Genomic DNA, 18,194 nt, shown 5'->3' with positions numbered 1-18,194 from the left:
GGCCTCAGCGGGTTCTGGGGTCGAAGACGCGATAAAGAAGATCGCAGATCAGGTTGAGCGTCACGAAGATGACACCGACGAGAAGCGAGCAGCCAACCACGGCATTCATATCACCGACGAGAAGTGCGTTGGTGAGGTAGCGGCCGAAGCCCGGCCAGGCGAACACCGTCTCCGTCAGCACCGCGCCTTCGAGCAGGAAGGCGTAGGAGAGCGCAACGACGGTCATCACCTGAACCGCGACGTTGCGGAAGGCGTGGATCCAGACGGTACTCGCCCAGGACAGGCCTTTGACACGCGCGGTGACGATATATTCCTGGCTCAGCTGCTCGATCATGAAGCTGCGCGTCATGCGGCTGATATAGGCAAGCGCGCCAAAGCCGAGGATCGAAGCCGGCAGGATGATGTGGCCGAAGGCATTGCGAAACACTTCCCAATTGCCAGCGAGCGCCGTGTCGATCAGGTAGAAGCCCGTTATCGGCTCGATATCGAATTCGTAAATGAAATCGATGCGTCCCGGCCCGCCGATCCAGCCGAGCGTGGCGTAAAACAGTACCAATCCCATAAGGCCGAGCCAGAAATTCGGGGCCGAATAACCGATCAGGCCCGTGAAGCGGATGACGTTGTCGAGCCAGGAATTACGGTACATGGCAGACAGAACGCCAGCCGGAATCCCGAGGCCTGTCCCGAGGATGATAGACAGCGTGGCAAGCTCGATCGTTGCCGGGAAGACGCGGGCGATATCGTCGATCACAGGCTTACCCGTCGTCAGCGCATCGCCGAAGTCGAGGACGACGATGCCCTTGAGATAGACACCGAACTGGTACCAGAGCGGTTTGTCCATGCCGAGCGCCGCCGACATTTTCTCATAGGCCTCCTGCGTGGCATTATCCCCGAGGATGGAGGCAACCGGATCGATCGGCAGCATTCTGCCGATGAAAAATGTGAGCGCCGCGAGGCCGAAAAGGGTGACGAAGACCGGCAGCAGCGTCTTGCCGAGAATACTCAACACGACGAGGACCGGATTGGGCTTCGTACCGTTCCCCGCATCGCTGCGGGGAACCGAATGGGTGATATCCGCCATGGTGGCCCGCCTTACTTGGAGGCCATATCGTAGTAGACGCGGAAACCGTTCCAGGTCCAGTTCTGAACCTTATCGCTGATGCCGAGGATGTTATACATCTGGAACATGATCGCCGACGGCCCCTGCTGCATCGTGTCCTTCTGCAGCTGGTAGTAGATCTGGTTGCGCTTTTCCGGATCGCCTTCGAGAAGCGCCTCCTTGATCCGCTTGTTGAAGTCTTCGTTCTGGTAGGCTGAGCGCCAGGCCGGAATCTGCGTCAGCTTGGCTTCCGGGCGGTTGTCCGGATTGTAGATCAGGCGCGAGGCGTTGCCGTGCGCATCCGGTACACTGGTCTGCCAGGCGAGCATTCCAGTCTGGAATTCGCGGCCACGAATACGGGCAAACAACTGAGAATTGGCCATGCGCTCAAGGTTCAGTTTAACCCCGACCTTGGAGGCGTTCTGCTGGATGCTCTGCGCGATCGGCGCCGAGTGCGGCAGCGTGCCGATCAGCACGTTTGCCTCGAAGCCATTGGGATAGCCGGCTTCAGTCAGAAGCGCCTTGGCCTTTTCGATATCGAGCTTGAAGGGCTGGCCTTGTTCGGCATCGAGCGCACCGGTGGCGCCGAGCTGTGCAAAGCTTGCACGCGGCACGCCGAGATATTTCATCACCGACTTGCCAAGGCCGTCATAGTCGATCAGGTACCGCATCGCGAGGCGCACCTTCTCGTCCTTGAAAACCGGATCGAGCGCATTGAAAGTCCAGAAAAACAGCTGCGGCTTCAGGACACGTTCGACCTTCAGGCCGGGCTTGCCGTCGAGATCGGCCAGATCGTCCGGCGACAGGTCACGGGCGATATCGACGTCACCCTTCTGGAGCAGCAGGCGCTGGGTGCCCGGCTCGGCGACGTGGCGAATGAGCACGCGCTTGAGCTTGGCCGCCTTGCCGTAATAATCGTCGTTGGCTTGGAGTACGATAGATTCACCGGCATTCCATTGCACGAGTTTGTAAGGCCCGACGCAGGCGGTGTTGGTGGCAAGATACTTGTTGCCGAAATCGCCGTTGACTTCGTTCTTGGTCAGCGTCGCCTGATCCAGCAGCGCCGAAACGCGGTTCGCACCGATCGCCTGCAGGATGAGGTTGGTCGGATAGGGGTTGTCGAGCGTCAGGACCAGCGTGTTGTCATCCTTGGCGACGATCCGGTCCTTCACCGTGTCCTTGGTGAAACCGTATTCCGTCAGCGTCGCGGCGTTGCCGTAACCCAGCATCACGACGCGCTGCATCGACCAGGCGAGTTCCTTGGCTGTGGCGGCTTCGCCGCTCGGGAACTTCATGCCTTCATTGAGGTGGAAGGTGATCTGCTTGCGATCTTCGGACACGTCCCAGCTTTTCGCAAGCAGCGGTACGACCTTGGATTCATCCTTGGGGTCGAAGTCGACGAGGGAGTCACACGTGTTCTGCAGGAGCTCGTTGGTGACGACCTCGCCGACCTGAGCCGGATCGAACGTGCTGATCGCATCGACATTCCAGGCCATGACAAGTGCCGAAGCCGGCGTCGCAGCGTGGGCAGGCAGAGCAATCGAGGTGAGCAATGCAGCGGCAGTGGCGGCAATCGCCCTCTTATGCTTGGCAAAGTGTTTCGTCATCATGCTTTCAGTTCCCCTTGTTTTTCGAATCTTGAACGCTGATTTGAGGCCGAGGGCTTTTCCGCCCCCGGCAGTTGGATCTCAGGCAGCCTCTTTCGGGCGTGGCTGAAGAGGCGGATTGACGTCTTCCGGGATCGGGCAGACGTATGCCGTCTTTCCCAGGCGCGCCTGATGATCGGCCTTGGCGGCTGCCAGCAGTTCCGCGTCCTCCAGAAGTTCGATCGCCGTGCCGGCCATCATCTTGGCGGCATGGGTCATGCCCTTGTGGGCGGCCGGCATCTTGCCCTGCGCCGTCACCTGCCAGGAATGACCCGGCGTGCCGATGGCAATCGTCGCCGTATGGGCCTGGACGGTCGGCATGATCCAGCTGACATCGCCGACATCGGTGGAACCGATCATCGGCTCGCCATGAACATCGAGCGGCACGATGAAATCGCATAGCGGCGTGTCCTCGCGGCGCGGCAGGCCGGTGCGCAGATAGGCGTTGTCGATATCCTCGTCGCTCAACGTCGCCTGGATTTCAGCGGCAAACGCCTTGTCGGCGGCTTCGAAAGGCACAGGGCCAAGCCGTTCGAGAATGCGCTGCATGGCCTCTTCCAGGGGCCGGTTGCCGAGAAGGTTCGAGACCGCGCTCATGATGGAGATTTCGACTGTCGTGTCGGTCATCATCGCAGCACCATGTGCCACGCGCTTCACGCGTTCGTTGAGGTCGAGCATGCCCTTCAGATCACGCGAGCGGATGGCGTAACGCACCGCTGACTTGGCCTGCACGACATTCGGGGCGATGCCGCCGGAATCGAGCATGGCATAGTGGATACGGCTGGATTCCGGCACGTGTTCGCGCAGATAGTTGACACCGACATTCATCAGTTCGACGGCATCGAGTGCCGAGCGGCCAAGGTGAGGCGCAGCGGCGGCGTGCGAGGCGCGGCCGGTAAAGCGGAAATCCATGCGCGTATTGGCAAGCGACTGCGCGCGGGCGACTTCGGTGAAGGCACTCGGGTGCCAGGTGATCGCCGCGTCGACGCCATCGAAAGCACCTTCGCGTGCCATGAAGGACTTTGCCGCACCGCCTTCTTCAGCCGGGCAGCCGTAATACCGGACACGGCCCGGCGTGCCGGATTTCTCCAGCCAATCCTTGATCGCCGTCGCGGCAAGCATGGCGGCAGAGCCGAGGAGATTGTGACCGCAGCCATGGCCGTGACCGTTACCCGGCAGGGGTTTCGGCTCGGCGATCCCTGCTTCCTGGCTGAGGCCCGGAAGCGCATCGTATTCGCCGAGGATGGCGATGATCGGTCCACCCTCCCCCGCTTCGCCCATCACGGCCGTCGGAATGCCAGCGACATTCTCGGTGACCCGGAATCCCTGCTCGCGCAGCATGGCTGCGTGCTCGGCAACAGACGCATATTCGGTATAGGCGATTTCAGGCATTCCCCAGACGCGGTCGCTGAGCGCTTCGAATTCCGCCTTGTGTTCGTCGACGAGATCCCAGATCGGCTCACTGTTCTGCATGGTAAAAATTCTCCAAGAAGGCTGCTGTTAAAGGTGTTTCTGTAGAAAACGGGCGAAAGCGGAAAACACGGTGCGGCGGTTCTCGAGCCGGGCGAAACCATGCCCCTCGTGATCGATCCGCAGATAGTCGCAGTCATGTCCAAGGCCGCTCAGGCAGGAATAGACGTCTTCGCTCTGGCCCATCGGCACGCGCGGATCGCGGTTGGCATGGACGATCAGCAAGGGTGCCTTCATCCGGTCGATGCGGTTGATCGGCGAGAACCGCTCCAGTGTTTCGCGCATCACAGTCGGATCGCCATACTCGGCAACCCGCTGCTGCCGTCCCCAGGGGCCGGTTGCGCGCAGATGGGTGAGGAAGTTGCCGACGCCGTAAAAATCCACGCCGAGCGACCAGAGGTCCGGATCTTCCGTCAACGCCGAAAGCACCATGAACCCGCCATAGGAGCGGCCGAACACGCCGATGCGATCGTCATCGACGTGCTCGCGGGCGCCGATCGCCAGCCTGATCGCCCGCAGGTCGGACACGGTATCCATCCGGTTTTCGCGATCGTCGAGTTGATGGAAGATGCGGCCATAACCGGTGCTGCCGCGAATGTTTGGGGCAACGACCATGACGCCCTGGCTCAGCAAGAACTGGACGTCAGCGCGAAAATCCGGACGCCACTGCATCTCCGGGCCGCCATGCACGATGAACAGCACGGGGTATCCCAGCAACGGAGGCGGCGACGCCGGAACGTAGACACACGCCGGGATCAAGCGGCCATCGAAGCTCTCGAACCGCTCGACAACCGGTTCGATAAAGGCGCCGCCATCGAAGCCGTTCGTCTGCGGCGCCACCAGTTGGTCGAACTGGCCAGTCGCGAGGTCGACCTTCCAGAGAGATGAGGGCTTCGACGCACTTTCCAGGGGGAAGACGAGCGACCGACCATCAGGCGTAAAGGCGACAGAGGTAATGACGCCGGTGGGTTGGTGGTCGAAACGGATCAGATTGCCACCATCGCGATCTGCAATACCGATCCGGCTCCAGCCATCCTCGTTGACCACTAAAGCGATGCGGTCCTGGCCGGGAGACAATGCCATCGCCTCTATATCGCGCCCCGCGAACTCCAGCACCGGCGTGATCTCGCCGCCATCGGCCGAAAAACGAGAGATGGCCATGAAGTCGCGGTTCTGATCGCTGATTGTCAGTCCACCGGTGCCATCCTTGAAAAGCCGGGCGGCAAGATAGCGAGCCTTGCCGTCATGCGGCATCAGCGGCGCAAGAGAGCCGGTGGCGATATCGAGACGATAAATGTCCTGGTCGTTGCCGGAGCGCAGGGTTTCGCGCAGCAGGAGCGACTGTCCGTCAGGCATAAACGCAAGAACTTCTCGCATGCCACTGCCGACATGGACAACCTTCGTTTCGCGGCTCGCGATGTCGGTGACGTGGACGTCCATGTCATAGGGTGAACGAGCGTTGGAAGTATACGCAATACGCGTTCCCTCAGGCGACCAGACTCCCCAAAGATGCACCACGGTCGTGGCGGATGTCAGCGCAACAGGCTCTGCCGTCAGGTCCGTGAGCAGCCAGAGCTGATGACGCTCATCGCCGCCACAATCCATTGTGAAGAGGATTTGCGGTCCCTTCGGGTTGAAGGCAAAAGCCCCGATGGGTTCCGGCATTTCAGTCAGCTGACGTGCCTGCCCTCCCGCAAATGGACGGATCCAGATCTGGTGAAACCCGGTGGCGTCCGATAGGTATGCAAGCCACTGCCCATCAGGTGATACCGCCGGCGATTTGACGGAGCCGATCCCGATGAATGGCAGGATCGCGGATGCGTCGATCGTTCTCGTCATCGATGGTTATGCTCCAGATTGAGGTCTCGGTTGTCGGCCAGCTGGTGCGACAGCCTCTCGGATGCGGCCTTGAGCTCGTCGAAGAGCGGGCCTTTGGTCGACTGGTGGTTGGCTTCCGTAACGATGGTGAAGCCGGCTTCGGGCCAGGCTCGATGCAGCCGCCACGCTGAAAGCATCGGCGTCACCGTGTCGTAGCGGCCATGCACGATCTGGCAGGGAAGATGCCGGATGCGGTCGATATCGACGAGCAGCTGCCCCGGCTTCAGAAACGCACCGTTGACGCAGTAGTGGGTGAAGATGCGGGCGACGGCGAGGGCCGCCTTGGGATCCATTAGGGCGGCGACATGGGCAGGATCCGGCAGGAACGTCTGCGTCTTCGCTGAAAAGCCGCGGAGGCTCAGTGCGGCGGCGGCTTCCACCTGCGGGTTTCCGCTCGTCAGGCGGCGGTGGTATGCCGATTGCAGGTCACCGCGTTCGTTTTCCGGAATGAAGTCCGCGAACTCCTCCCATTCCTCGGGAAAGATCGAGCGGACACCGTTAAACCACCAGTCGATATCGTCCGGGCCGGCCAGGAAAATTCCGTGCAGGCGAAAGCCGAGGCACCGTTGCGGATACGCCTGTCCATAGGCAAGTGCCAGGCAGCTGCCCCAGGAACCGCCGGCGACCACCCACCGTTCGATACCGAGCGCCGTGCGGACACCCTCAATATCTTCGATCAGCGCATCGGTCGTGTTTCCGGTAAGCTCGGCATGAGGGGTAGATTTCCCTGCGCCCCGCTGATCGAAAGTGATGATGCGGAACGCAGAGGCATCGAATGTCTTGATCTGCTGTGGCGAGATGCCGGCACCTGGCCCTCCATGCAGGATGACGACCGGAACACCGTCTTTGCTCCCGAATTCCTCGACATGCAGGACATGCATTTCGTCAGCTTGCACGAGATAGGTAAGGGGCTGTTGGCTTTGAGGCATTTCGATAAGCACCACGACAACGTCCGATATGCATAAAATTTATGCATGTATAAGATTTAATCATGATGTCGCGGAGAGACAGACACGTCCAATGAAAATTGGTGATGGGCCATTCCAAAGCGGAATAGTTTTACCTCGTAAGTCTCGTGAGAAGCTGTCCTTCAACTGCGAGCACTAACGGAATTGGTCCCGTTGTGGCTGCCTCGGCCGCTACCCGCCACTCATCGTATCAACAGGATGGGTTCATCGCGCACGGCATTTGATAACTTCGAAAAATTTCGAAGACCTGTGGAAAACAAAAACCAGTCGGGCTTCTAGACACCGACGGTCTTCACACAAAATCACCGTTTCACTTCCTCTGATGCAGCACCACCCCGAGTTCATGCCACTCACGACCGTCTTTGCGGATAAGGTCATCGGCTGAGGCTGGGCCCATGCTGCCGGGGGCGTAGGGTTCTGGAACCGAGCCGTCTTCTGCCCAGGCGTCCAGGAAAGGCTGGACGGCAGCCCATCCGGCTTCGATGCTGTCGGCGCGTTGAAACAGCGCCTGATCGCCGATGAACAGGTCGTAGATCAGGGATTCGTAGCCCGTCGTGTTGCCGATGTCGAACCTGTCGGAATAGCGGAAATCCAGTGTCACCGGCACTGTCTCGACGGATTGGCCGGGGCGTTTGATCGAGATTTCCATGCTCATACCTTCATCCGGCTGAACCTGGATGACGAGCCGGTTGGGCGGCAGACGACGCGTCACGTCCGTTTCGCGAAACTGGGCAAATGGGACCTTGTTGAACGTGATGACGATTTCCGTGTCGCGGGCGGTCAAAGCCTTTCCCGTCCTCAAGTAGAACGGTACACCGGCCCAGCGCCATGTGTCGGCGTAAAGCTTGAGGGCCACATAGGTTTCGGTCCGACTGTCGGGCGCGACATCCTTGGTGTCCCGGTAGGCTGACAACGACTTGCCGCCGAGATCGCCCGAACCATAGGCGCCGCGCACGCTGTTTGCGGCAGCCTCTTCAGTCGAATAGACACGCAGCGCTTTCAGCACCTTGCCCTTCTCGTTTCTAATAGCCTCGGCATCGAAACTGTTCGGCGGTTCCATCGCGATCATGGCCAGCAACTGGAACAGGTGGTTCGGAACCATGTCGCGGAGAGCACCTGTCGCATCGTAGAATTTGCCGCGACTGCCGACATCGACAACCTCGGCCGCCGTGATCTGAACATGGTCGATATAGGTGTTGCTCCACAGGCCCTCGATGATCATGTTGGCAAAACGGGCCGTCATCAGGTTCTGCACAGTCTCCTTGCCGAGAAAATGATCCAGCCGGTAGACCTGGGTTTCCTCGACATTCGACAATATACGGGCATTGAGAGCCTTCGCCGAGGCGAGATCGATCCCGAAGGGTTTCTCGATCGCGACGCGCCGGAAGCATGTCTCGGTTTCCTGCATCAGGCCATGCACTGCCAGCTTCTCGACGATCGGTCCGAACAGAACGGGCGGGACGGCGAGGTAGAAAGCAGCATTCGCCGTCGATCCAAGCCGCGTTTCAATCGCCTTATAGATATCGTCCATGGTGAAATCGCCGCTCATATATGAAATGCGGGATCGCAGACTGAACCAGGCGTCGTCTTTGCGGGTCGGCTCTTCGCCGTCTGGGCTGAGATGGGTGAGGAACTCATCGAGCCGACCGCGCAGAAACTCGTCGTCGCCTTCATCGATCCCGACACCGAGGATAGCGAGATCGTCTCCGACCAGGCCGCTGCGTGTCAGGTTGATGATCGCCGGAATGAGCAGGCGACGCGTCAGGTCGCCGGTGGCGCCGAAGATGACGAGAGTAACGGGCGGTGCTTTTTTCGGGATCACGCATAGCTCCTTCCATGAGGTCCTTACGGGGATATAGGCTTCTCGGTGCTACCAGCAATTCTCGAAAGGGAAATAGAGGCGAGTTGCGAGAAGGGTCGGCGCCGCGACGACTTGGCATCCGCGCGCCGATGAATACTCACACCGGACCCGCATACCCAAGCCACCTTCCGCATCCGACAAACGCAGAATGCAAAGGAACATCGGCGAAACGGCGTTGTTTGTGAGGCGGCGAGCAATTTGGAGACCGGCATGGATCAGGCAAGCGCTTTCAACAGACGCAATCTTCTGAAACTTGGAGCCGCAGGCGCAACGGGGGTGGTGTTGTCCACGACGGTTGCCGGCGCTCAGAGCTACCCCGCACCGACGCAGGTGGACACCGGCATGGTCGAGGACGGCAAGGTCAAGTTCCCGGAATGGCGCGGGCCCGATGAGACCCCGAGCGGAAACCCGTCAACGCCGCTTCCTCCGGAAGATAGGGTCGGCTTTGCGGTCGTAGCTCTCGGTCGTCTCAGCCTCGCAGAAATACTACCCGCCTTTGGCGAAACGAAAAAATCGAAACTCGTGGCGCTCGTGTCCGGAACGCCGGAGAAGCTATCGGCGGTCGCGCGGCAATACGGCATCGCCGAGGATGCCTGTTACGATTACGAGAGCTTAGACGCCATCAAGGCCAATCCGGACATCAAGGCCGTCTACATCGTTCTGCCCAACAGCATGCACCGCGAATATGTCGAACGGGCAGCGCGGGCAGGCAAGCATGTCCTTTGCGAGAAGCCCATGTCGATCAGCTCGGCGGACGGGCAGGAAATGGTCAAGGTTTGCGAAGAGCAGAACGTCAAGCTGATGGTGGCCTACCGCATCCAGTACGAAGCCGCCAATCTCTACCTCGCCGAAAAAGTCCGCAGCAAAGCCTATGGCCGTCTTGTCGGCATGTCCGCGATCAACGTTCAGACGGTTGCCGAAAACGGTGCCGAGCAATGGCGGCACAAGAAGGCTCTTGCCGGTGGCGGATCACTCCCTGACATTGGGCTTTACTGCCTGAACACCGCACGCTTCCTCACAGGTGAGGAACCGGTCGAAGTCATGGCGACGCAATACAGCCCCGAAGGTGACCCTCGCTATGCCGAGGTCGAGGAAACGGTCTCGTTCACCTTGCGCTTCCCATCCAATTTCATCGCCAACTGCTTCACCAGCTATGGCGCGCGAGACGACAAGCATCAGCGGCTCAATTTCGAAAAGGCCACCGTGGATATGGCGAACGCCTACAAATACGACGGCCAGAGCCTGACTGTCACCGAACTGGACGGCGAAAAATCCGTGCAGAAAAAGGTCGAGATCGCGCTCAACAACCAGTTCGCGGCCGAGATCGACCACATGGCGACCTGCATCATCGAGGACCGCAAGCCACGAACGCCCGGCGAGGAAGGTGTGCAGGATCATGTTGTGATGGAAGCAATCTACGAGTCAGCGCGATCGGGAGCGCCCGTGAGGCTCCAGGCCCCGGACCGACTCGACGCCTTCCGCGGACCACCAGCTGCGGTCGAACTCTGACGCCGGTGTTTGCGCAAGCGCTTGTGTCGTGGACGTGTTCACAAGTTCAACCAGCGCTCTACCCATACGGGAGATTCGCCCTATCTCCGTTTTACAACAATGAAAGAGACAGATGAAAAAGCTCGCAATTATAATCATTTCGATGATGACCGCGTTTACCGGATACGTGCCCGCGCAGGCCATGCCGAAGGCAGCGATTACCGCGGCTGCACCGGCGGCTGACGTCCAGCAGGTCCAGTACCGCAACGACAACCGCCGTTACGTCCCACGTGGCGAGCGTCGATACAACAATCGATACGATCGTCGTGACCGCTATGATCGCCGCAACCGTTACAGCAACCACCGCCGCCATGACCGTCGCTACGACAACCGTCGTCGCAACAACACTGGCGCCATCATCGGCGGCTTGGCTGCAGGTGCCCTCATCGGTGGTGCGATCGCTTCGCAGAACCGCAACGGCAGCAGCAGCTGTGCAGCGCGTTACCGCTCGTATCGCGCTTCGGACAACACCTACCAGCCGAACTCGGGCCCACGCCGGGTTTGCCGCTAACATCTTCACCGGTGCGCAAATGAGAGACCCCGCCAGCAATGGCGGGGTTTTTCTTTTTTTGGACCACGGCAGCGGATCGGCGGCCGTGTCACCTTACCTTCGGAGTTATTCCGAACCGCCCCGAACCCTCTCCCCGCAGCAAATGTTCGGCCAACGGGTTCCCGTGCAGGAACCTCGCCGCCGACTGGTCGTTTGCTTTGCATGAAGCCTTAACGCCATCCCGGCTATGGCTGCGAAATCGAGGAGAACACCATGGCAAGCGGTCAATTGAAAGCACTGCTCGGCGTACTCGCCGTTGCAGGATTTCAGAACAGGGACAAAATCGCGGAGCTCCTACGGGGCGTGAACAAGACCCAACCGGCTGGAGCGAACACCGCTCCGGAGACCAGTCCCCGGCAGACAAGTGGTCTTGAGGATCTGCTCGGCAAGCTTACGGGCGGCAAGGAAGCAGGCGGCCTTGGCGGAATTCTGGGAGGACTTGCGTCCGGCGGTGTCTTGAGTGGTGGTCTGGGTGACCTCCTGAAAACCTTCCAGCAGAACGGATATGGTCAGAAGGCCGAATCTTGGGTCAAGCCCGGATCCAACGAGGACATTGATGGGGATCAGCTTGCCGAAGCGATCGGACCCGAAGTTCTCGATGAACTGGCAGCGAAAACAGGACTGTCGCGAGATGAGATACTTGCGCGGCTGAGCAAGGATCTTCCCCGCGCGGTCGATGAGCTGACCCCGGATGGCAAGGTCCCCGCAGACGACCCAACATCGACAGTGTGATTGGAAGGGGCACCATCCCTTCATCCTCAAGCAAAACGGTAGATCCCTATGAAACTTTCAGACGATGCGCGTTCCATCCTGGTGTTTGCGGCCTATCATCAACTCCTCAGCGGTGACCCCGTAAAGGAAGTCGTTCTGGACGATGGTGCTGGTCATCACGCAAGCTCGAAGGGCCAGGCAGAACTCGAAGACGGCGGCCTCATCCGCATCGACGGAAAAAGAGCGGAGATTACCGACGAAGGTCAAAACGTTCTCGCAACAGTCATCGATGCCATTCGAAACGCCACAGCCGGCTGAAGCAGAGAATAAGCTCAGCGTTTGAGGGCCTGGTTTTCTTCGACCAGCCGACTTCCATCTCAAGAAACAAGCCTCTGCTCTCAGGAATGAGACAGAGGCTTCGTTGCGTTCCCCTTCGGTCAGTCCTGAAGGTTTCTCGTCCGACACGCATCTTAGGGGAGCCCTGCTGCTCGCCATCCGCAGGTCCGGGTCACAGCCGAGAGATTGCCGGCCACGCTGACGCCGGTCGGCGCGATCGTGCTGTTATGATGCCACAGTACGTCATTGCTCAAGGTTGTAAGCGTGCCTCTCCGCTGCCGCCTAGCTAGAGTGGTTTCAGTTGGCATAATCAAAAACCCCACACCGTCAGCGAGAACCGTGTATGGTCGAGGTGAGCAGGCATTGAAAAAGAAATCCCGCCTCGAGAGGCGGGATTATCACTTCAGTCGACCAACGCTCACTAGCACGCAGATCCTACGCTGCGATCTCAGCCGGCGCCTGTGCGCGGGCGGATGACCTGACGCGGCGACTGCGGACCGGTCTTGTCACCTCGGCAATGATGGAGGCTGCAACGATCTGTCCGAGTTCGGCAGCACTTGTGATGCCCTGGATGAACGGACGTTTGTGCAGAAGATATGAGACAGCCGGGACGTACAGTCGCCTCACCGGTCGCACACCCGCGATCAGCGGTCGGCACTGGTCGTCCACGTCAATCCCGCCCGTACGGCGGTGATTGCCAATGGCTGTCATCGTCTTTGCCTCGGATATCAGCCCTCGTTCGATAAGGGATGGGAATGGCAGGTCGGTCGCCGACAGATTTTTCTGGCCCGTGGCGTCGATAAACGTATCGAAGCGCATGGTGGTACCGGCGATTTCGACAGTAGCGCCCCGTTCAAGACCTTCTTTCACGATCTCCGAGTCATCGCCAAGGGCGACGATACCAAGACAACCGCTCCGATGAAGCGCAAGTAGTCGCTCGATCGACAGGTGCGGAACGGTCGCATAGTCGTCGGCGAAAATGCTCTTGAAGTTCCGGTTGAACCGGCCAAGGTCGTCAGCGTTCATAAAGCCGACCGCCGTCTCGATGATCTCATGGGTAATGAGAATGGCGTAGCGCCACGGAACGGTGTGCTTCTGGGCATAATTCCGCTTGGCTTCGGCAAGGTTGGACGCCGCCCACTCGAACGGGTCTTCCTTGTCGCGAACCCCGTAATACGCAACGGCGAACGTGTCGACGGTCAAGCCGTCTAGACCGATGGCCTTGGAATAGTCCGGATCGGCAACAGCAAGTTCCTGGCGAAACAGCTCGAAAATGTCATCGAGCAGTCCGCTGCTGCCAAGCGCGATGCGGTCATCGACCGCCTGCTGCGTGCAGATCTTCGGCTCAAGATAGGGGATCGGAAAATAGAAATCGGCTTCGGGAAGAAGACCCTTGCGCGACATCATCACGATATCAAGAGCCTGGCCGTCCGCGTTGACGGAGTACTTAAGTTCGTCACCCTTGCTTTTGATGAATTCACCGAACTTGGTCGCGACCGTCATGACGGCATCGATCGCACTCAGCGAAGTCCCCAAAATTCCGATCTTGCCGCTCGGGATGCTCTGCAATGCGGTCGCGGGCCATGGCGCCTCAAAGAAGCCGGGCGACGTCTCAGGTTCGGACGGAAAGCTATGTCCGGTCGCAATGACGACGTAATCGAACAGCGCCTCTGCGCCGCCATGTTCAGGGCTCAGGCACAATTTGAACTGATCACCGACAGGCTGAACGTCGTCGACGGATGCGTTCTCAAACACGTCGACCGTATGCCTGGAGGCCCGCGATGCGTCGATGATCGCGTCGAACTGAGATCTGAAATAATCGCCAACCACGACACGCGGATAGAATGCACGGTCTGTGATTTCCGAGCGAGCAACACCAATCTCGTTCAGGTACTCGTCGGACTGGAGTGCCAGCCAGTCGTGGAGCATCACCGGCAGAGCCGGAACCTCGATGCTCGGTATATTCGACAGCATCGCGAGGTCGTTGATGCCCCGCTGGTAGGGTGTTCCCTTGCCGGCGACGTCGGTTCGCTCGAAAATTGCAATATCCAGAGAGGCGCTGCATTTCACAAGGTCCTGCAGTGCGAATATGGCTGTCGGACCCGATCCAATAATGGCTACGCGTTTACGCATCTAAATCTCCTGCCCCGCGGAAAGCGGCGCACATTGACAGAACAACCGACATCGAAAGATGTTCCCCATCTGTCCAGACTGAGCAAACAGCAACGAGCCGGATTTCACCCTGGCTGATATGGGGATTTCTCCGCGAACTGCGATGTCCCACGTGCCTTCGTGTCGTGTCGGTCCGCTACCGTACAGGCGCAATATGTTGATGAGGCGCTCAACGAGTCCCATGTATTGGGGAAGCAATCACAGAGATGGATACGATGGTTTCAAGGATCAGGAGAACGCTGACCATGGGCGAACGCGCGGCCGCCTTCGAGCACACCAATGCCGTTGCGCGCGAGACTGCAGATGACGAACGGCGACGTCGGGAGGAAAAAAGCGAGCGCCTCCGGAAACTTCGACTGGCGGCAGAGCAAGGTGACAAGTCGAAGTGTTCGGCTGGATGAAACTTTTCATGCCAACCGTCATTAACGCTCCTCCACATCAAGAAAAGTGAGGAAACACGATGACCCTTCAAGGCAAAAAAATCGCCATTCTAATTGCTCCGCGCGGCACTGAAGAGCCCGAGTTCAAGCAGCCGAAAGACGCGGTCGAGGCAGCCGGTGCCACGGTCACTGTCATCGGCCTTGAAAGCGGCGAGGCCCAGACGAACAACAACGACCTCGACGCCGGGAGCAGCTATACCGTTGACAAGACGGTCAGTGACGTCGCGGCTGACGAGTTCGACGGCCTCGTCATTCCGGGCGGATGCGTGGGCGCCGACAAGCTGAGAGCCGACAAGGCGACGATCGCCTTCGTGCACGCATTCTTCCAGCAGGCAAAACCCGTGGGCGTCATCTGTCACGCGCCGTGGCTTCTCGTCGAAGCAGACGTCCTGAATGGCCGGACGGTGACATCGTATCCGACAGTTCGCAAGGACATTGAGAACGCTGGTGGCATCTGGGTCGACAAGGAAGTTGTTGTCGACAAGGGGCTCGTGACGAGCCGCACCCCGAAGGATTTGCCGGCTTTCTGCGCGAAGATCGTCGAGGAATTCGAAGAGGGCAGACACCCACAGCAGGCCCGTAGCGCCTGAGTGACCACTCAGGATGCGGCTCCCCGAGGGGCCGCATCCCCCAGCCGGCGAGCTTATTAGCTTGCGCTGGAACCAGGAGCACTATTCTGGCGTTTTTGGATTTTGAAGGAGCGCCAGATGATTGCACCCACGCCCGTCCGTTATTCCCCAGACCTCGAAACAGTCAAACCTGATGAGCGCGAGACGATCTCGGGTCTAATCGATCAGTTCGACATCATTCTTGAAAAGACTGCCGAGGATTACGGCCATGCCGTTCGGTCCGTGCACGCCAAAGCACACGGCATCCTTGAGGGTACAATGACCGTCAAGGACGGGCTGCCGCCCGAGTTCGCGCAAGGTCTGTTTGCCAAACCGGGCGAACATCCGGTCTACATGCGTCTTTCCACAAACGCCGGCGACATCTTGCCCGACGCTGTCGCTCTTCCACGCGGGTTGGCGATCAAGGTTGTCGGCGTCGAGGGTACTCGCCTGCCTGGCGCGGACGGCAATAACCAGGACTTCGTGATGGTCAACGGCCCGATCTTCCAGACGCCGGATCCGAAGAAATTTCTCTCCAGCCTCAAGCTCCTTGCCAAGACCACGGACAAGCTGGAAGGCACAAAGACCGTGATGTCCAGCGTGCTTCAGACCGTCAACAAGGGCCTCGAAGCCGTCGGCGTGACGAGCCCCACCATTCAGTCCCTCGGCGGCGCGCCGAATGTCGATCCGCTCGGCGAGACCTATTTCAGTGTCACGCCGTTTCGCTATGGTGACTACGTCGCGAAGTTCCGCGTGAAGCCGATCTCACCGGATCTGACCAAGCGCACCGGAACCGTAATCGATGCCAGCGTCCGCGAGAACGCCATCCGTGAGACGGTCCAGGCGGAAATGCAGGAAACGCGGGGCCTGTGGGAATTCCAGGTCCAGCTCTGTCGCGATATCGAAGCGCAACCGATCGAGGACCCGACCGTAGAATGGAAGGAAGACGAAGCTCCGTTCGTGACCGTTGCAACTTTGAGCGCCGCTCCGCAGGATAGCTGGAGCGACGCCAAGGTGCAGAAGGTCGACGAGGAAATGCGGTTCAGCGTCTGGACCGGCCTTGCAGATCACCAGCCTCTCGGCGGCATCAACCGGGCACGTAACGAAACCTACCGCCACTCTGCCGGTTTCAGAGCCAGGTTCAACGGCTGTCCGTTCCACGAACCGCAGCAATAACCGCAGGGCAAACACTGGATTTCGGCGAGATCGACGTCTCGCCGAAATTTACGTTTAAATTTCAAAAGAAGACGGCACTGGTGGATAGGCCGCACGGATTGTCCTCACATTCCGCTGCGCCTCGAAACGGCCGGAACTATGCGGCTTGCGGACTGTTCGCCTCCTTGAATGAAAGGAAATGCGATGAAGCCCGAAGATGAACCCAGTATCGACAAAATGAGAGACCCGCCTGAAGTCCGAAAGAAGAAGGGACTGTTAGGGCGCGGAGTGATCGTCGTGCTTGGCATATACGTGCTCGGCGCCTTCAGCCTGTATATCGCAATCGTCATCTACGGGCTCATGAGCTCGTCGTGACAGGACTGGAAGGAATGACCGTGAAGAACCCACCGGTTACCGAGGACGCCGACAAAACGCTGATCGAAAATGATGGGCACCAGCGCTTCAAGGAAAGCGTCGACACGACGCGAACTCCGGAGCAGGAACGCAAAGACGCCTCGGAGAAAACAGGTACGCCCGGATACGGCACAACCAAGTGAAAGGGCGCTGATGTCACAGAGCGGAAATCAAGGCCCGGACTGGTGGTTCGCCTGGCTGGGCCGGGACAACACAGGCACTGGCATGCTGCGGTTCCTGGCGCTGCCGCTGTCGTTCATCGTGGTGGTCGGAATTATATTCTGGACCATCTGGCCATCATGAATCTCTGACCAGAAGGAGAATAAAATGAGTGACGACAAAAAGACCGGAAGCGATGCGGATCGCACGAGCGAGAATGCCGACAAGGACCGTGAGGATTTGCTGAAGAAGGCTGAAAAAGGCCTTGAAGACGCCAAGGGCGAAAAGCCCGAGGGCGAGATCTGAAACGTCTCAAGCAGAATAGGTCTGGCCGGTCGCGGAACCGGCCAGACCCTCAGATCAGAACTGGCGACGCAGGCCGAATGTCACAGCATGGCTGCGGAAGTCGGTGCTCGACGTGGATCCGTCGCGGGCCTCGAAGTTGAAATCGTCGGCAGCTGTGAAGCGATACCCGATATCGAACGTCGTGTTGTCGAACAGCGAAGTGTTCGTGAACAGACCGATAGCCTGCAGATTGATGCCGACGCCGGCATCAAGGTGGTAGGCGAACTGGGTGTCGGAATCATCCATCAGCGTGCCGGTACCGGTTCCGCTGACGCCCTGCTTGCGCAGTTCCAGGTTCATGAAACCTGCACCGCCGCCGACGTAAGGCGTGATCGCGCTGACTGCGCCTTCAGCTGCAAGCGGGATATCGAGATAGCCATTGACATAGCCCTGGAACGAGCGAGCGTCGCCGTAGGAGTCGATACCGCCAACGCCGCCAAATCCGGAAACGCTGTGTTCGTCGACAGACGCGCTGCCGTAACCAAGTTCAAGCTCGAGGCGCGGCGAAACGAAGCCCATCGATCCGAAGTTATAGCCGGCGCGCAGTGCGCTGTAGTAGCCGACGTCATACTCGGTGGACACCGACGCGGCGCCGAAATCAAAGCCTGTATCGTCAAGGAAGTTTACGGAGCTCAGCGAACCAAAGTAAAAACCAGACGTCGCCGGTGCGGCAAGCGGAGTTTCCATGGGCGCGAGATCTGCGGCAGACACCGGGACTGCGATTGCCGAGGCGAGGAGAACGGTGGCCAGGGCTTTTGAGAGAGTGTTCATGACATATCCTTTAGTGGTCCGATGCCTGATCGGTGATTCAATCCACTATCAGAGTCGCGCTGT

At 59.2% G+C, this 18,194-nt stretch carries 18 protein-coding genes; 10 read left to right on the top strand and 8 right to left on the bottom strand.

Annotation, left to right across the window (positions count from 1 at the left end; translation table 11 throughout):
- Positions 1 to 4: 4 nt before the first annotated feature.
- The 6 genes from J3A65_RS02775 to zwf form a co-directional block, all read right to left on the bottom strand.
- The gene (locus J3A65_RS02775; protein ID WP_209899221.1) at positions 5 to 1,081 is read right to left on the bottom strand and encodes an ABC transporter permease; all 1,077 of its coding nucleotides are present in this window, start codon (positions 1,079 to 1,081) and stop codon (positions 5 to 7) included.
- Between the two features lie 11 nt (positions 1,082 to 1,092).
- Positions 1,093 to 2,709, bottom strand: a complete 1,617-nt coding sequence (locus tag J3A65_RS02770) for an ABC transporter substrate-binding protein (RefSeq protein ID WP_209899218.1) — start codon at positions 2,707 to 2,709, stop codon at positions 1,093 to 1,095.
- Positions 2,710 to 2,787: 78 nt separating this feature from the next.
- A complete protein-coding gene (locus J3A65_RS02765) occupies positions 2,788 to 4,218 on the bottom strand; it encodes a M20 family metallopeptidase (RefSeq protein ID WP_209899215.1) in 1,431 nt (476 codons plus the stop codon).
- Between the two features lie 27 nt (positions 4,219 to 4,245).
- Positions 4,246 to 6,054: a S9 family peptidase gene (locus J3A65_RS02760; RefSeq protein ID WP_209899212.1), complete on the bottom strand. Its 1,809-nt coding sequence runs from the start codon at positions 6,052 to 6,054 to the stop codon at positions 4,246 to 4,248.
- A complete protein-coding gene (gene pip / locus J3A65_RS02755; protein ID WP_348635235.1) occupies positions 6,051 to 7,037 on the bottom strand; it encodes a prolyl aminopeptidase in 987 nt (328 codons plus the stop codon). The genes J3A65_RS02760 and pip overlap by 4 nt, the downstream gene beginning before the upstream one ends.
- 334 nt (positions 7,038 to 7,371) lie before the next feature.
- Positions 7,372 to 8,883: a glucose-6-phosphate dehydrogenase gene (zwf, locus tag J3A65_RS02750; protein ID WP_209899209.1), complete on the bottom strand. Its 1,512-nt coding sequence runs from the start codon at positions 8,881 to 8,883 to the stop codon at positions 7,372 to 7,374.
- A 249-nt stretch (positions 8,884 to 9,132) separates the two neighbouring features.
- Between zwf and J3A65_RS02745 the strand changes: the two genes are divergently transcribed.
- The 4 genes from J3A65_RS02745 to J3A65_RS02730 all read left to right on the top strand — a co-directional run bounded on the left by J3A65_RS02745 (position 9,133) and on the right by J3A65_RS02730 (position 12,049).
- Positions 9,133 to 10,431, top strand: coding sequence for a Gfo/Idh/MocA family oxidoreductase (locus tag J3A65_RS02745; RefSeq protein WP_209899206.1), 1,299 nt, complete (start codon positions 9,133 to 9,135; stop codon positions 10,429 to 10,431).
- Between the two features lie 112 nt (positions 10,432 to 10,543).
- Complete coding sequence (locus J3A65_RS02740; protein ID WP_113166085.1) at positions 10,544 to 10,981, top strand: BA14K family protein; 438 nt, start codon at positions 10,544 to 10,546, stop codon at positions 10,979 to 10,981.
- A gap of 252 nt (positions 10,982 to 11,233) precedes the next feature.
- Positions 11,234 to 11,752, top strand: a complete 519-nt coding sequence (locus tag J3A65_RS02735) for a YidB family protein (RefSeq protein ID WP_113166086.1) — start codon at positions 11,234 to 11,236, stop codon at positions 11,750 to 11,752.
- Positions 11,753 to 11,800: 48 nt separating this feature from the next.
- Positions 11,801 to 12,049, top strand: coding sequence for a hypothetical protein (locus tag J3A65_RS02730; RefSeq protein ID WP_062578146.1), 249 nt, complete (start codon positions 11,801 to 11,803; stop codon positions 12,047 to 12,049).
- Between the two features lie 453 nt (positions 12,050 to 12,502).
- Here the strand turns inward: J3A65_RS02730 and J3A65_RS02725 are convergent, their stop codons facing one another.
- Positions 12,503 to 14,200, bottom strand: coding sequence for an FAD/NAD(P)-binding protein (locus J3A65_RS02725; protein ID WP_209899202.1), 1,698 nt, complete (start codon positions 14,198 to 14,200; stop codon positions 12,503 to 12,505).
- 284 nt (positions 14,201 to 14,484) lie between these two features.
- Between J3A65_RS02725 and J3A65_RS02720 the strand changes: the two genes are divergently transcribed.
- The 6 genes from J3A65_RS02720 to J3A65_RS02695 all read left to right on the top strand — a co-directional run bounded on the left by J3A65_RS02720 (position 14,485) and on the right by J3A65_RS02695 (position 17,321).
- Positions 14,485 to 14,640 carry a hypothetical protein gene (locus tag J3A65_RS02720; RefSeq protein WP_245341418.1) on the top strand — a complete coding sequence of 52 codons (156 nt, stop codon included), beginning with the start codon at positions 14,485 to 14,487 and terminating at the stop codon, positions 14,638 to 14,640.
- A 59-nt stretch (positions 14,641 to 14,699) separates the two neighbouring features.
- The gene (locus tag J3A65_RS02715) at positions 14,700 to 15,269 is read left to right on the top strand and encodes a type 1 glutamine amidotransferase domain-containing protein (protein ID WP_209899199.1); all 570 of its coding nucleotides are present in this window, start codon (positions 14,700 to 14,702) and stop codon (positions 15,267 to 15,269) included.
- Between the two features lie 117 nt (positions 15,270 to 15,386).
- Positions 15,387 to 16,463 (top strand): catalase family protein, encoded by a 1,077-nt coding sequence (locus J3A65_RS02710; protein WP_209899196.1) that lies wholly within the window; start codon positions 15,387 to 15,389, stop codon positions 16,461 to 16,463.
- A gap of 183 nt (positions 16,464 to 16,646) precedes the next feature.
- Positions 16,647 to 16,817, top strand: coding sequence for a hypothetical protein (locus J3A65_RS02705; protein ID WP_156461775.1), 171 nt, complete (start codon positions 16,647 to 16,649; stop codon positions 16,815 to 16,817).
- 14 nt (positions 16,818 to 16,831) lie between these two features.
- On the top strand, positions 16,832 to 16,999 hold the full coding sequence (locus J3A65_RS02700; protein ID WP_156466531.1) for a hypothetical protein: 168 nt from the start codon (positions 16,832 to 16,834) through the stop codon (positions 16,997 to 16,999).
- A 184-nt stretch (positions 17,000 to 17,183) separates the two neighbouring features.
- Positions 17,184 to 17,321, top strand: a complete 138-nt coding sequence (locus tag J3A65_RS02695; protein WP_156461778.1) for a hypothetical protein — start codon at positions 17,184 to 17,186, stop codon at positions 17,319 to 17,321.
- A gap of 54 nt (positions 17,322 to 17,375) precedes the next feature.
- Here the strand turns inward: J3A65_RS02695 and J3A65_RS02690 are convergent, their stop codons facing one another.
- Positions 17,376 to 18,131: a porin family protein gene (locus tag J3A65_RS02690; RefSeq protein ID WP_062578150.1), complete on the bottom strand. Its 756-nt coding sequence runs from the start codon at positions 18,129 to 18,131 to the stop codon at positions 17,376 to 17,378.
- Between the last annotated feature and the right edge of the window lie 63 nt (positions 18,132 to 18,194).

Source organism: Rhizobium sp. PvP014, from assembly GCF_017876855.1.
Classification (GTDB): Bacteria; Pseudomonadota; Alphaproteobacteria; order Rhizobiales; family Rhizobiaceae; genus Neorhizobium; species Neorhizobium soli.
The sequence above is the reverse complement of the archived record's forward strand: the minus strand, read 5'-3'. Positions and strand labels throughout refer to the sequence as shown.

What these genes read in the sequence shown, in the direction of transcription:
- J3A65_RS02690 (WP_062578150.1), bottom strand. Translation starts at nt 18,131, where the DNA reads ATGAACACTCTCTCAAAAGCCCTGGCCACCGTTCTCCTCGCCTCGGCA.
- J3A65_RS02700 (WP_156466531.1), top strand. Translation starts at nt 16,832, where the DNA reads ATGACCGTGAAGAACCCACCGGTTACCGAGGACGCCGACAAAACGCTG.
- J3A65_RS02745 (WP_209899206.1), top strand. Translation starts at nt 9,133, where the DNA reads ATGGATCAGGCAAGCGCTTTCAACAGACGCAATCTTCTGAAACTTGGA.
- J3A65_RS02720 (WP_245341418.1), top strand. Translation starts at nt 14,485, where the DNA reads ATGGGCGAACGCGCGGCCGCCTTCGAGCACACCAATGCCGTTGCGCGC.
- J3A65_RS02705 (WP_156461775.1), top strand. Translation starts at nt 16,647, where the DNA reads ATGAAGCCCGAAGATGAACCCAGTATCGACAAAATGAGAGACCCGCCT.
- J3A65_RS02775 (WP_209899221.1), bottom strand. Translation starts at nt 1,081, where the DNA reads ATGGCGGATATCACCCATTCGGTTCCCCGCAGCGATGCGGGGAACGGT.
- J3A65_RS02715 (WP_209899199.1), top strand. Translation starts at nt 14,700, where the DNA reads ATGACCCTTCAAGGCAAAAAAATCGCCATTCTAATTGCTCCGCGCGGC.
- J3A65_RS02710 (WP_209899196.1), top strand. Translation starts at nt 15,387, where the DNA reads ATGATTGCACCCACGCCCGTCCGTTATTCCCCAGACCTCGAAACAGTC.
- J3A65_RS02760 (WP_209899212.1), bottom strand. Translation starts at nt 6,054, where the DNA reads ATGACGAGAACGATCGACGCATCCGCGATCCTGCCATTCATCGGGATC.
- J3A65_RS02725 (WP_209899202.1), bottom strand. Translation starts at nt 14,200, where the DNA reads ATGCGTAAACGCGTAGCCATTATTGGATCGGGTCCGACAGCCATATTC.
- J3A65_RS02695 (WP_156461778.1), top strand. Translation starts at nt 17,184, where the DNA reads ATGAGTGACGACAAAAAGACCGGAAGCGATGCGGATCGCACGAGCGAG.
- J3A65_RS02735 (WP_113166086.1), top strand. Translation starts at nt 11,234, where the DNA reads ATGGCAAGCGGTCAATTGAAAGCACTGCTCGGCGTACTCGCCGTTGCA.
- J3A65_RS02765 (WP_209899215.1), bottom strand. Translation starts at nt 4,218, where the DNA reads ATGCAGAACAGTGAGCCGATCTGGGATCTCGTCGACGAACACAAGGCG.
- J3A65_RS02740 (WP_113166085.1), top strand. Translation starts at nt 10,544, where the DNA reads ATGAAAAAGCTCGCAATTATAATCATTTCGATGATGACCGCGTTTACC.
- J3A65_RS02730 (WP_062578146.1), top strand. Translation starts at nt 11,801, where the DNA reads ATGAAACTTTCAGACGATGCGCGTTCCATCCTGGTGTTTGCGGCCTAT.
- J3A65_RS02770 (WP_209899218.1), bottom strand. Translation starts at nt 2,709, where the DNA reads ATGATGACGAAACACTTTGCCAAGCATAAGAGGGCGATTGCCGCCACT.